Here is a 12,670-nt window from a genome sequence, read left to right on the forward strand (position 1 = left end):
ATGAATTGGGGTAAAAAAATAGTAGTCAGTCTCGCCGTATTTATGTCAGGTATTATAGGTGCAGGAATATATATGGTGAGTCATAATGCGGATACATTAGAGGAAGAGGACTATTATGAAAAGGGATTAAACTACGATGATACCTATAATAGAAAATCAAACGTGATCAGAGATCATGCGGAACCCGTTATAAAAGCAGTGAATGATACTCTTTATATTGATTTTCAGCATCCGCAAAACAAAGGTAAACTGGTATTCAAGCGTCCTTCTGACAGTCATCTGGATATTTCCTTACCGTTTGCTACGGCTTCGACCGGATATCGTTTGCCTATACAGTCTTTTCAGAAAGGACGCTGGAGTCTGGAAATACAATGGGAGGGTAATGCGGTTCCTTATATTTTTGAAAAACATATATTCCTGTAGCATATGACTTATCATTATCTGGCATTTTTTATGGGTTTATTAGGTAGTCTGCACTGTGCAGTGATGTGTGGTCCTTTACTGATGGCTTTTCAGGGAGGTCAACAGATGTCCTGGACTGTAGTGCTTAATAAAATCCTGTATCAATCCGGCCGGATATTGACATATGGGCTTTTGGGTGTTGTCCTGGGTCTGTTTGGTAACTTGGCTTCTATACAAGGCTGGCAGCAATGGATGAGTTTGTTGACAGGATCTATTCTGATAGGAATTGGTCTTTTCCATCTTTATGGTAAACAAAATAGCAAATTTGCCAAATGGCAGACAACCTTTATCACGCCTTTCGCTAAACTGATGGGAAGGTGGCTGTATCGTCCGGGAGGAAGTTTTGTGGCTGGTATATTAAATGGATTACTACCTTGCGGTATGGTTTATATGGCTCTGGCTGCTGCTTTGAATGCAGCTACTGTTTCAGGCAGTTTTATGTTTATGGTACTTTTTGGTACCGGTACTTTACCTTTACTACTTGCAGTTTCATTTGCAGGCCACTTTCCAAATAAAATATTTAAGTTCAATTTTAACAAATGGCTGCCGGCACTCTATCTTCTGATGGGCATTTGGTTTATGCTGAGGGGTGCTAACCTTGATATTCCTTATCTTAGTCCATTGATTCATATGAATGGAGCTGCACATTGTGCATAGCCGTATCTTCTCTTCTTTTATTTTTCTTAATGCTAAGAAAATAGCCTAAATTTATTCCAAACCTGTTTGGGGTTGCTTTAAATAAAAGATTTTTGTTCTGATTGCTGTGCATATAACAGCTGTTATTATAATCAGACCAATGAAAATGCTATGGAAGTGCTTGCTATCGAATCACATCATGTCAATATGGTATGGGAGTTTTTAGTACAATGGTACTGGATACCACTCTCTATCTTATACATTGGGGTTATTTCTACTATTCTTATCGAAAACCGAAATCCCAGCAAGACTGTATCATGGGTAATGGTAATCGTTTTTCTTCCCGTCATCGGTCTTATTCTGTATTACCTGTTTGGACAGAAGTTTCAGAAGATCCGTAAATTTCAACGTATGAGCCAGCAACAGGCTGAGCTGCTGGAGCGGGAATGGAATAAACTGGAGCCCGAAATGGAACGCGATCTGGAGACGATAGAAGAATGGATAGGCTCAGCTCATCGTGTATTTACCTTTCTCAAGAATGAACGGCTATCTTCTCCTTCATTGCGTAACCGGGTTACTTTGCTTACTAACGGTGAGGAAAAATTCCCTGCATTTCTAAAAGCAATCCGGGAAGCCAGACATGCTATTCATTTAGAATATTACATTTTTGAACTGGATAACATAGGACTGGAAGTGTTAAATGCATTGGAAGAAAAGGCAGCCGAAGGGGTCAAAGTACGTTTGATAGTAGATAGTTTCGGATCGCCGGACTTGGTCAAATATCTGGTTGCAAGTAAAAAGAGTAAAATAGAATTTCAACCCTTTCTGCCTGTGACTTTTACCTCTCTGGCCAATTCCAATTATCGTAATCACCGTAAGATCGCAGTGATAGATGGCCATATTGGTTTTGTTGGGGGAATTAATATTTCAGATCGCTATATCAATTATCCGGGACAATCTAATGCCGTTTTCTGGAGAGATACCTCTGTCATGATCGAGGGTGAAGCTGTAAATATGTTGCAGGTGAATTTTTGGATGTCCTGGAATCAGACTGACGGCGAACCATTTATGATTACCCGTGAGTATCTGTGCAGCAAACCTTTTCAGTTTCCCGAACAGGCTGCAGTGGCTTTCACATCCAGTGATCCGGGATCGGTGGGACCATTTAATATGGAAGCAATCTTACTGGCTATCAGCGAGGCCAAGAACAGAGTACAGCTATGTACACCGTATTATATTCCCAGTGATGAGTTATCTACTGCTTTGCAGGTCGCTGCCGCTTCAGGCGTAGAAGTTGAATTAATGATGCCGGCTCAATCGGATTCTTATTTTGTGCAGCATGCCAGTTTTTCATTTCTCAAGTCTCTCTTAAACAGAGGGGTCAAAGTGTATCTGTATACTAAAGGATTTATCCATGCCAAGACATTGTGTATTGACGGCAAAGTCGCCTTTATCGGGACTACTAATTTGGATATACGCAGTTTCTACATCAATTTTGAGATTTCTGCTATTATTAGTGACCTGCAACTATGTGTTAATCTGGAAAATCAATTTGAAAAGGACAAAACCAATTCGGACTTGCTCACATTGAAGATATGGAAAAATCGTTCCAAATGGAAAAAAGGAGTGGATTCGCTTTGCCGGTTACTGGCTCCATTGCTTTAAGGAATGTTAAATTTCGGGGCTTCCTATGCTTGTTTCGCTAAAAATGGATATATTTAGCATTCTGAAAAATACGACGCTATACATGAAGTCATTAAATTTTTTTATTGTATTCCTGATTGCTACATTTGCCTTTCAGGCCAAATCTCTGGCACAAGATAAACCCACTATTCCGATTAATACTGTTGTTGAAAAAGCACAGAAGCTTTTTCAGGTCTATCCGATCGAAAAGGTTCACGTGCACTTCGATAAACCGTATTATGCGGTAGGAGACACACTCTGGTTTAAAACTTATCTGAATCGCAATCTGTTTGAATACGATCCTTCGAAGATCACCTATGTTGAGGTGTTGAATAGCCGGGATTCTCTTATCCAGACTTTCAAAATTCCTTTAAAAGAAGGTGTAGGTAACGGATATTTTGTATTGGATCCTCAGTTTATGGTCAAAGACAATTACCGTTTCAGAGCTTATACCAAATGGATGGCCAATTTTGATCCAGTATATTTCTTCAATAAGATTATACCTATAGGAGATGCTATTAATAATAAGGTCATTACCAATATTGAATTCAAACCAAATGACAACGGTACCAAAACACAGGCTATTGTTCAGTTTAAAGATAAGACAGGTAAGATATTAAGTCGATCCAAAGTCAATTGGGAAGCTATATCCGGATGGGAAACCATCAGTAAAGGAAAAGGTGAAACCGATGATATGGGACGTATCACAATGAATATTTCTGCCAAGGATCGTGAAATACTGCAAAGCGGAGAGCTGACGGTCAAGGTCGATGGAGAGAAAGGGCAACCCCCTTTAGTGGGTAATTTTTTACTAAAAAATGCCGTATGGGATGTAGATGTTCAATTTTTTCCGGAAGGTGGGGATCTCATTGCAGGACTGGCAAAGAATGTCGGGTTTAAAGCCGTGGGTTCGGATGGAAAAGGACAAAAAGTGACGGGCCGGATTGTAGATTCAAAGAATGCCACTATAACAGAATTTAAAGATCTGGGGTTAGGAATGGGTATGTTCTCTATGCTTCCTATTGCGGGGGAGAAGTATAAAGCCAGCGTCAAGTTTGAAAATGGACAGGAGCGCACCTATACACTTCCGGATGTAAAAACCGAATCTGTCAATCTGGTATTCCATAAGGAAGCAGATACCACTATTCAAATGGGAATCGTGACCAGCGATACCTACTTTCAAAAAGTTCAGAATCAACCCTACTATATTCTGGCCGTATCCAACGGACAGTTGTGTTATGCGGCACAGGCTACACTGAAAAATCCATCATTTTTACTGACCATACCAAAAAATCGTTTTCCAAACGGGATTGCTCAGATTACACTCATGAAGCCGGATGGAACTCCCATCAGTGAACGATTGATCTATATTCAATCCGATAAATTGCTGGACATAAAAGCAACGGCTGATAAGCAAGCCTACAAACCAAAAGATCTGGTCAAACTGAAACTGGCGATCGATAATAATGGTCAAAAATTTCCGGGTAGCTATTCGGTCGCTGTCGTAGACGAAACGAAAGTTCCTTATGATGATCAGGAAGACCTTTCTATAGTGAGTAATTTCCTGCTAACATCGGATATCAAAGGCTATGTGGAGAAGCCAAACTATTACTTTGATGAAAAGGTGGAAAACAGATTACAGGCTCTGGACGCATTGTTAATGACGCAAGGGTTCAGAAGGTTTTCTTATACAGACATTATAACTGATAAATTGCCAGCTATTAATTTCCTTCCGGAACAAGGAATTACTATTTCCGGAGTACTCCGTATGAATACGGGTAGAACTGTTCAAAATGCAGGACTGCTTTTGAAAATCCCGGCAGCAGGAGTCAGCAAGGATGCGTACACGGATGTAAACGGTAAATTCAAATTTGAGAATGTGGTATTCCCGGATTCTTCAAAAGTAACGGTAAATGCCAGAAGTAATGATAATTACAGAAGCCTGGTTATCAATATGGATCAATCGTATTTTCCGGGTATTGATAAGAACAATCCTTACGAAAGTAACAGGATTGACAATATAGATCGTTCAATTGCACCTTATCTGGATAACAGCCGCAAGGAATACCGTACATCTATCTTATTGGATGAAGTCGCGGTTACCGGAGTGGTGAAAAAAGTAGTATCAAGTAAAGATTTTCCATCTTTGTCCGGATTATCGATGCCTGAACACAGAATAGATCCATCCAGACTTTCCGGATGTAATATTCTTACTCAATGTCTGACAACAGTTTTGACAGGTATCACATTTGATACTCAGACGTTAAAATATTATGTAAGCAGGGACTACAATGCAGGAGGACGTATTCCGGTACAATTCTTCTTAAATGGTATGCCTATAGATGAAGCCAGTCTTAATTCTATCAATGTGCCCGATATTGAAGGGATCGAGATCTTCCTTCGGGATGAGTTAGGTACAGTGAGCAGAATGTATCAAAATAATGGTGTTGTCTCCATTTATACTAAGAAAGAGAAGAAACAACCTCGTATGTCCCTTGCACAGATTGAGAGTATGTTGCCAAAAACAAATGTTATTGATATGTATCCGCTGGGATATATCAAAGAAAGACAGTTTTATCTGCCTAAGTATGATACACCGCAACGTAAAGCTGCGAATGATCTGCGTACGACAATCTACTGGAATCCGAATGTAAATGTAACCGAAACGGGTGAGATAGAACTTGAATATTATAATGCAGATGGCAATGGTAATTATAAAGTCGTTGTCGAAGGAATGGATAAAACAGGTAATGTAGGTCGAAAAGTATTGATATATCAAGTCAAATAATGCAGACCGCAATCCTAAAAAACAAGGGCTTCCTCTATCGGAAGCCTTTGTTTTTTTATAGTCCCTTAAATCTGTAAATAAATAGATTTAAGAAAGAACCTGATTTAATCTTTTTCAATTTCAGATACATTCATAGGTACTTCAGGAGTACTTTTTGAAATTTTGCGTTGTCCGGTTTCTACGTCTATTTCCAATTCTGTCTGTTTAACGAGAACTGCAAATGAAGTCGGCCGAATTCCTTTACCGTAACGTATAGCAATTTCTTTGGTAAACTCTGCTCCGAAGTAGAGAATAGCTGAAGAGTAATATACCCAACCTAACAGGACTATAATAGATCCTGCAGCCCCATATGCACTTGCTGTGGCCGACTGGGTGATGTACAAAGAGATAGCATACCTTCCGAACATAAATAATAAGGCGGTAAATATAGCTCCTCCTAGTATATCCCTGAACCTGACTTTGGCATCCGGAAGGAAGGAAAATATAAAGCCGAATAAAGCCGTAATAACCATAAATGTAATTCCGGTATTAATCCAGTCCAGCATGGGCAGACTTATATTTTCAAAATACTGACCAAAGTAATTGGTGAGTGCCACGATAATCCCGTTGATCATCAGTGAGGCAATCAGTAGAAATCCAAGACCCAATACCATGGAAAAAGATATAAGTCTGTTGATAATCAGTTTGAGCCATCCTTTTTTCGCTTTGGCCTTCACCTTCCATATTGTGTTTATAGAATCCTGTATATCTACAAAAATGGTCGTTGAGGTAATGATAAGTGTGACGATTCCGACAATAATTCCGATGTTCGATCTGTTTTCAAAGCTGATCTTTTGGATCGTTGACTGTACCTGTACAGCTACATCTTTTCCAAAGAGTTCTGAAAATTCCTTAAACACTTCATCACGCGCACCTGTGGGGCCGTCTAACTGTGTACCATAGAAAAATCCAATACACCAGATGATGATGATGATAAGCGGACCTATGGAGAATACAGTGTAATAGGCAAGTGAGGCGCTCATTTTCATACATTTGTCATCCAGAAAACCATTGATGACATTCATCATGAGTCCTCCAAAGTCTTTTACTCTGGCCTTAAACGGAATTTTTGACATAAACTGTTAGCTTTTACTTCCTGTTTCTTCATAAATACCATTGATGGTATCTTCGAATTTCTGAAGGATAATTTTACGTTTTAAACTTAGTTTTGGTGTGAGTTCGCCGCTGTCAATACTCCATTCCTTATTGAGCAATTTGAATTTTTTAACCTGTTCCCAATGTCCGAATCCCGCATTTAACCGATCTATTTCACTTTGATATTTTTCGATTACTTTAGGATCTTTGATGATTTCATCTTTGGAGGTGTAGGCTATGCCTTTATGTTTACACCATTTTTCCAGCTCTTCAAATGCCGGAACAATCAGTGCTGACGGGAATTTACGGTTTTCTCCAAGCACCATTACCTGTCCAATTAACGTAGATTCCATGAATTTGTTTTCCAATACCTGCGGAGCGACATATTTACCTCCTGCAGTTTTGAACATCTCTTTCTTACGATCAGTGATTTTCAGGAAGCCATCCTTAGATAATTCGCCGATATCGCCGGTGTGAAAATATCCTTCTTCATCGATAGCTTCTTTAGTAGCCTCTTCATTTTTATAATATCCGGCCGTGATACTGGGGCCTTTCACCAATATCTCTCCATCCTGGCCGATTTTCACATCCAGATTACTTAATACTTTACCCACCGTACCAAAACGAACACCGTTTGGTTGCCACGTGTTGACCGCAATAACCGGAGAAGTCTCCGTCAGTCCGTAACCTTCCAGTACTTGTATGCCGGCAGCCCAGAATACACGTGCCAGGCGTTCCTGCAAAGCGGCTCCTCCTGATACAATTAGCTTGATCTCGCCACCCAACGCTTCTTTCCATTTGGAGAAGATCAGCTTGCGGGCAATACCCAGTTTGAGGTTGTAGAAAGCTCCGTTTTTTTCAGGTTCCTGATATTTATGACCGAGTTCCAATGCCCAGAAGAATAAAGCCTTTTTGATTCCGGTAAGCGCTTTACCTTTTTCTACGATCTTGTCATAGACTTTTTCCAGTACACGTGGTACCGTTGTAAATGCCATTGGCTTCACTTCATTGATATCTGCCACGATATTGTCCAGATTTTCTGCATAATATATCTGAACACCGCGTGAGAAATACAGATAAACAACCATACGCTCAAAGATATGGCAGAGCGGAAGGAAACTTAATGCCTTATTGTACTCTGTCTTCAGCAGGTGATTTGAGGCATTGACATTACTCATGACGTTTTTATGCGTCAGCAATACCCCCTTCGGTTTGCCAGTCGTTCCTGAGGTATAAATAAGTGTCAGCAGATCGTCTTCAGATACCGCATCTTTATAGGGCTTCAGATCGATATCCTGCTCTTTTCCGAATGCGATCACATCATCCAGTGTCGGCAGGTCATCAATTTTTTCGAATGTAAACAGGTTAATTTCCAGATTATTCTCTTTCAGTGCTGTTTTGACTTTACCGGTCAGTTCCGCATTGCTTACAAAAATAGAACGCACTTCAGCATCTGCAATTATATAGGTTAAGTCCTGACTGGAAAGTGTTGGGTATAAAGGTACAATAGCTGCCCCGATCTGATTGGCTGCGAAATCTACAAAGTTCCATTCCGGACGATTGCCGGACATTAATGCTATGCGGTCTCCTTTTTTCACCCCTCTGGCCAGCATAGCCTTACTTATATTGTCGATAATCTCAATAAATTCGTCCGTTGAATATGTCTTCCACTTGCCTTCCCTTTTTCCGGCAACCATTATGGGCTTGCTAAATTCTTCTTTATAACGTGTGATGAAATCGAATACTCGTGTTAATGTGTTCATAGTTACAATTTAACGGGTTTATAATAGGACAGCATGTTATACTGATACCAATATAATCATTTTCAGGGTTTATTTGTATCAAAAGCTTGTCAAATATATACCAAATATCTTTTTAAACCGTTAAAATCATGTTACATTTGACATTAATATTTATAAATTTTTTTAAATGAAAAAAGCATACTTATCCGCTCTTATTATCGGCATACTAACGTTGTTTGCTATAGATGCCAAAGCTCAATTGACCAGTGATCATGCCATAGGCGGACGATTTGGTTCTGCTCAGGGTATTACCTACAGATACACTATGCGTGAAGATCGGGCTATCGAAGGAATCGTCAGTATTCAGAGTAATTCTACTTCGAGAAGATTCAGAGTGGTAGGTTTATATGAGTTTCACAAACCTTTGACAGGAGATTTTACCTGGTACTACGGATTTGGGGGAAGTGTGGGAGGATATACACGTAAGCCGTATACAGATGGAAACGGAAATCGTTTCAGCAGATCTTCTGAAGCCATTATCAGTGTGGATGGTATTGTCGGTATAGAATACAGCATTCCAAATGCACCTGTTTCTATTTCTCTGGATGTCAAGCCTTATCTTGATTTTATTCAGAGCAGCAGCCTTAAGTTGATTGACCCGATCGGTTTTTCTATCCGGTATAAATTTTAATCTAACAAAAAAGACCTTGATCATTCAAGGTCTTTTTTGTTATCTGCTATTCAGCCAGTACAGAGCCAGTTGTTTCTGTGCTGCTGTTGCTTCAGGCAGAGGGGATATTTTAAGTGATTTTTTATTACTGATCCCTATCATAATCTGTAATTCCCGCATCAGACCATCGCGGGCAACCAAAATAGTTAATATATCCCCCGCATCGCCGGAGTTGAGTGCATATTCGAGTTCGCGTCCTGCAGGATCGAGTCTCACGCCATTGATAGCGATAAGTTCATCCTTTACGCTTAATCCTCCGGCCCATCCCGTGCTGCCACGTTCCACATGAGTGATCATCACGCGCTGATCGTTTTTACTGAGCACGATGCCCAGACTATGGGTCTGTGCGTCTGCCAGTGTATCCAGCATTTCGTAACCTACAAGATTGAAATAATGGTTGTAGTCCAGTTCTTCATGAGCATATACGGCTTCGAATATTTCCTGAAATTCCTGACCGGTCACCTCTTTAGTCAGCTTTCTGAATTCCTCTTCTTCAAAACCTCTTCCTTTTTCTACATAAAATCGCTGATATGCTGCTCTGATGACATCATCCAGACTTTGTTTTCCATCGCTGTGCGCTATAATACTGAGATCAAGAGCACAGGCCAGCATTGCGCCTTTGTTATAATAGGAGATGGAGGTATTAATACTGTTTTCATCGGGCCGGTATTGTTTGATCCAGGTGTCAAAACTGGACATGCCTACGGATTGCAATTCATAGCCCGGACGATTATAGACTGTATTGAATTCAGCTGCCAGCAGTTGTAAATACTCTTCCTCTGAAGTAAATCCGCATCTGCGAATGATATGATTATCATAGTAAGCCGTAAAACCTTCCATAATCCAGAGACCGGTAGTATAATTCTCTGCTTCATAATCAAATGGACCGAGAGCTTTGGGACGCAGTCTTTTGACATTCCACAGGTGAAAGTATTCGTGTGCAGCGAGACTTAGAAAATTTTTATAGATCGTTTCCTGATTATACCCATTACGTGTAGCACCCAAAACGGTAGAGTTGAGATGCTCCAGACCTCCGCCACCGGAGCAATAATTGTGGGTAATGAAGACGTAACGATTATTAGGATTGGTCCCCCAGATACGCGTCTCTTCTTCGATGATAAGCTTAAGATCCTGAGATAAGCGTTCTTTATCATAATTTCCTCCGCCGACCATTGCGAATTCGTGCGGAATATTAGCTGCTTCAAAGTGCCAGATATCCTGATTTCCTACCTCTATCGGACTATCAAACAGAATGTCAAAATCCGGCGCATAATAAGTATTTGTCTTATCAGGGACAGCCGTTAATCCGGTAGAAATCTTATCCCAGTTCTGATAAGGAATCAATGTGACTTCAGAATCATGAGCCAGGTGGCCGTCAATATAGAAAAATGTAGCTGCAGGTACTATAAATGCATGTGTATCATCTACAAAGTTTGTTCTTACGGATACTTCAAAACAATAGACCCTGTAGTATACATGGATATCCTGTTTGCCGGCAAATATCCGCCAGGTATTTTTAGACAGTTTCTCAAATGCTAAAGGCTTATCATCTCTATCTGAAGCACGAAAAGACTCCAGATTTTTAGCATATTCACGTATCAGATAAGAACCGGGTGTCCATACAGGCATCTTTACATCAATGTAATCCTGATTAAAGTTTGAGACAGACATTTTGATATCGGCATAATGTGCCTGAGGTTCAGAAAAGGATACTTGAAATGCTATGGATGAGTTTGCCATGTGTTACGATTAAGTTGGAACTGATAGTTATCGTGAATTTGTTACAAATGTAAGGGTATGTATTTGTTAAGCCAAATAAATCCGGATGTTATTGATTGTCTGTTTGCGGAATTCGCGCTTAAGTTCTTTTTTTGATTCTGCTTTTTGCGTATATTTGAAGTTAGGGGATCTCCCACTTTTTGAATAAACATATATGATATTAGTTGCAGACAGTGGTTCGTCAAAATCAGATTGGATTTTGGATTTGCCGGATAGTAAACCGTTAACCTTCTCTACGAAAGGACTAAATCCCTTTTTTGTGAGTGAGAAAGAGATTGAAAGGGTTTTGAAGGAAGTTCCGGAGATTATTCCGTATGCTGATGAGATCAAAGAAGTATATTTTTACGGTGCCGGTTGTGTGACTCCGGATCGTCGTGAATTGGTTTCCAATGCGCTCACCCAATTGTTTCCTTCTGCTTTTATATCTGTTGAGTCAGATCTTCTGGGTTCTGCTCTGGCGACTTGCGGTATGAATAAGGGTTTTATTGCGACTATGGGTACAGGATCTGATGTCAGCTTTTTCGATGGAGAGCTTTTGCTGCCCAGTCACAATGGAAACGGATATGTATTAGGCGATGAAGGCTCGGGAGCGTGGTTTGGAAAGCAGCTGATTACCAGCTTTCTTTATGGTAAAATGCCTGTTGATCTGGCTGGTAAATTTGAAGAGAAATATCGTATATCAAAAGATGTTGTGATCAAGAATGTCTATCAGAAAGAAAGACCTAATACTTACCTGGCGAATTTCGCGGAGTTTATGGATGTAAACAGACTACATCCGTTTATAGATAGTCTGTTACGTAAGGGAATGGATGAGTTTGTCAAAACAAATATTCTTACATATCCCAAATACTGGGAGTATGAGTGCCACTTTGTAGGTTCTATTGCCTTTCATTTCGATTTGATATTAAGAGACGTTTGTAGAATCCATGGGGTACGTGTAGGATCTATCCTTAAATCTCCGATTCAGGAAATTTTCAGTTTTGTAATAGAACGGGAAAAAAACTCTATCTTAGATATTTAAATGTTATAACTATGATTTTAATGACTTTAATGGTGTGTATGTCGATGATTACGAATACCCCAACCGTGTATGATTACAGTTTTAAAGATATGGAAGGGAAGACAGTCAATCTTTCGGATTATAAAGGAAAAAAGATTCTGATAGTCAATACGGCTTCCAAGTGCGGGTTTACCAAACAATATAAAGATCTTCAGGCTCTCTCAGAGCAATATGGTGATAAAGTAGTGGTTATAGGTTTCCCTGCAAACAACTTCGGAGGCCAGGAGCCCGGTTCCAATGAAGAAATTCAGGACTTTTGCGAAAAGAATTTCGGTGTGACTTTTACTCTTTCAGAAAAGGTAGAGGTGAAGGGAGATCAGATTGACCCTTTATTTAAATTTCTGACTAATCAGGAGAACCCGGATTTCAAAGGCGAGATTAAGTGGAATTTTGAAAAATTCCTTATTGATGAAAACGGTAAACTGATTCATCGTTACCGTTCAGCAGTGAACCCTCTGGATAAATCCATTACAGCACAATTGTAAGGATATATAAGAAATAAGAGAACCGGAATTATTGTTCCGGTTTTTTTGTCCTGTACCAAAAAAAGAAGCGACTCCTGTGGGGCAGAAGTCGCTAACTAACCAATTATAAACCTAAATTATGAAAAGTATTTTGTTGCTTATTACTAAGCTATCTTATTTGCTATATAAGGT

General features: G+C 39.8%; 10 protein-coding genes. 7 read left to right on the plus strand and 3 right to left on the minus strand.

All coding sequences use genetic code 11. The features are described from left to right. The 4 genes from I6J03_RS14140 to I6J03_RS14155 all read left to right on the plus strand — a co-directional run bounded on the left by I6J03_RS14140 (position 1) and on the right by I6J03_RS14155 (position 5,569). Positions 1–423, plus strand: coding sequence for a FixH family protein (locus tag I6J03_RS14140; protein WP_003005361.1), 423 nt, complete (start codon positions 1–3; stop codon positions 421–423). Between the two features lie 3 nt (positions 424–426). After that, positions 427–1,119 carry a sulfite exporter TauE/SafE family protein gene (locus tag I6J03_RS14145; RefSeq protein ID WP_003005359.1) on the plus strand — a complete coding sequence of 231 codons (693 nt, stop codon included), beginning with the start codon at positions 427–429 and terminating at the stop codon, positions 1,117–1,119. 150 nt (positions 1,120–1,269) lie between these two features. After that, positions 1,270–2,763: a cardiolipin synthase gene (cls, locus tag I6J03_RS14150; RefSeq protein WP_003005353.1), complete on the plus strand. Its 1,494-nt coding sequence runs from the start codon at positions 1,270–1,272 to the stop codon at positions 2,761–2,763. Positions 2,764–2,845: 82 nt separating this feature from the next. Further along, on the plus strand, positions 2,846–5,569 hold the full coding sequence (locus I6J03_RS14155; RefSeq protein ID WP_232279655.1) for a carboxypeptidase-like regulatory domain-containing protein: 2,724 nt from the start codon (positions 2,846–2,848) through the stop codon (positions 5,567–5,569). Positions 5,570–5,673: 104 nt separating this feature from the next. On the opposite strand, the gene I6J03_RS14160 is transcribed toward I6J03_RS14155, so the two are convergent. Together I6J03_RS14160 and I6J03_RS14165 are read right to left on the minus strand one after the other, a co-directional pair. Next, a complete protein-coding gene (locus tag I6J03_RS14160; protein ID WP_003005348.1) occupies positions 5,674–6,684 on the minus strand; it encodes a YihY/virulence factor BrkB family protein in 1,011 nt (336 codons plus the stop codon). A gap of 6 nt (positions 6,685–6,690) precedes the next feature. Next, on the minus strand, positions 6,691–8,466 hold the full coding sequence (locus I6J03_RS14165) for an AMP-dependent synthetase/ligase (RefSeq protein WP_003005345.1): 1,776 nt from the start codon (positions 8,464–8,466) through the stop codon (positions 6,691–6,693). Positions 8,467–8,632: 166 nt separating this feature from the next. On the opposite strand from I6J03_RS14165, the gene I6J03_RS14170 reads away from it, so the two are divergent. Further along, positions 8,633–9,136, plus strand: coding sequence for a hypothetical protein (locus I6J03_RS14170; RefSeq protein WP_003005343.1), 504 nt, complete (start codon positions 8,633–8,635; stop codon positions 9,134–9,136). A gap of 39 nt (positions 9,137–9,175) precedes the next feature. Here the strand turns inward: I6J03_RS14170 and I6J03_RS14175 are convergent, their stop codons facing one another. Further along, positions 9,176–10,915 (minus strand): M61 family metallopeptidase, encoded by a 1,740-nt coding sequence (locus I6J03_RS14175; protein ID WP_003005340.1) that lies wholly within the window; start codon positions 10,913–10,915, stop codon positions 9,176–9,178. Between the two features lie 193 nt (positions 10,916–11,108). Here I6J03_RS14175 and I6J03_RS14180 point away from each other — a divergent pair, with 193 nt between their 5' ends. Both I6J03_RS14180 and I6J03_RS14185 read left to right on the plus strand, forming a co-directional pair. After that, positions 11,109–11,975: a hypothetical protein gene (locus I6J03_RS14180; RefSeq protein ID WP_003005337.1), complete on the plus strand. Its 867-nt coding sequence runs from the start codon at positions 11,109–11,111 to the stop codon at positions 11,973–11,975. Between the two features lie 11 nt (positions 11,976–11,986). Continuing rightward, a complete protein-coding gene (locus tag I6J03_RS14185) occupies positions 11,987–12,499 on the plus strand; it encodes a glutathione peroxidase (protein WP_003005334.1) in 513 nt (170 codons plus the stop codon). The last annotated feature ends 171 nt before the right edge of the window (positions 12,500–12,670 follow it).

The sequence above is a fragment of the Sphingobacterium spiritivorum genome (assembly GCF_016724845.1).
Taxonomy (GTDB): Bacteria; Bacteroidota; Bacteroidia; order Sphingobacteriales; family Sphingobacteriaceae; genus Sphingobacterium; species Sphingobacterium spiritivorum_A.